This is a genomic window from Nocardioides sp. CPCC 206348 (genome assembly GCF_048654705.1).
Classification (GTDB): domain Bacteria; phylum Actinomycetota; class Actinomycetes; order Propionibacteriales; family Nocardioidaceae; genus Nocardioides.
The window spans coordinates 6,633-6,902 of the sequence record NZ_JBMCZA010000177.1 but is presented as its reverse complement, the minus strand read 5'-3'; the positions used below and the strand labels follow the sequence as shown (position 1 = coordinate 6,902).

Genomic DNA, 270 nt, shown 5'->3' with positions numbered 1-270 from the left:
ATCGGCTTGGTCTCCAGGGTGCGGTCGGCGGTGACCAGCGCGTACCGCTCGGGCGACGAGCTCAGCAGCCATGCCTCCGCACCCGCCACGTCGTGCTGGAGAAAGCCCGCGTACGGCGCCGGGTTGAGCGTGCGCAGCCGGAGATAGGCGCCCGCGGGGCCGAGGGTGCTCGGCGTGCGGGTGCGGTAGGTCAGGTTGACCTCGTACGAGTTGCCCGCGTGCAGGTGCTCCTGGACTTGCGCGAAGGCGGTGGCGTAGGCGGTGGGGGTG

The 270-nt window shown here is 71.9% G+C and carries 1 protein-coding gene; it reads right to left on the bottom strand.

Going from position 1 to position 270, the window contains the following annotated elements; all coding sequences use genetic code 11:
• Nucleotides 1-270, bottom strand: a 270-nt coding sequence (locus tag ACOADB_RS14080; RefSeq protein ID WP_378599689.1) for a chorismate-binding protein, incomplete at both ends; no start/stop codon positions are given.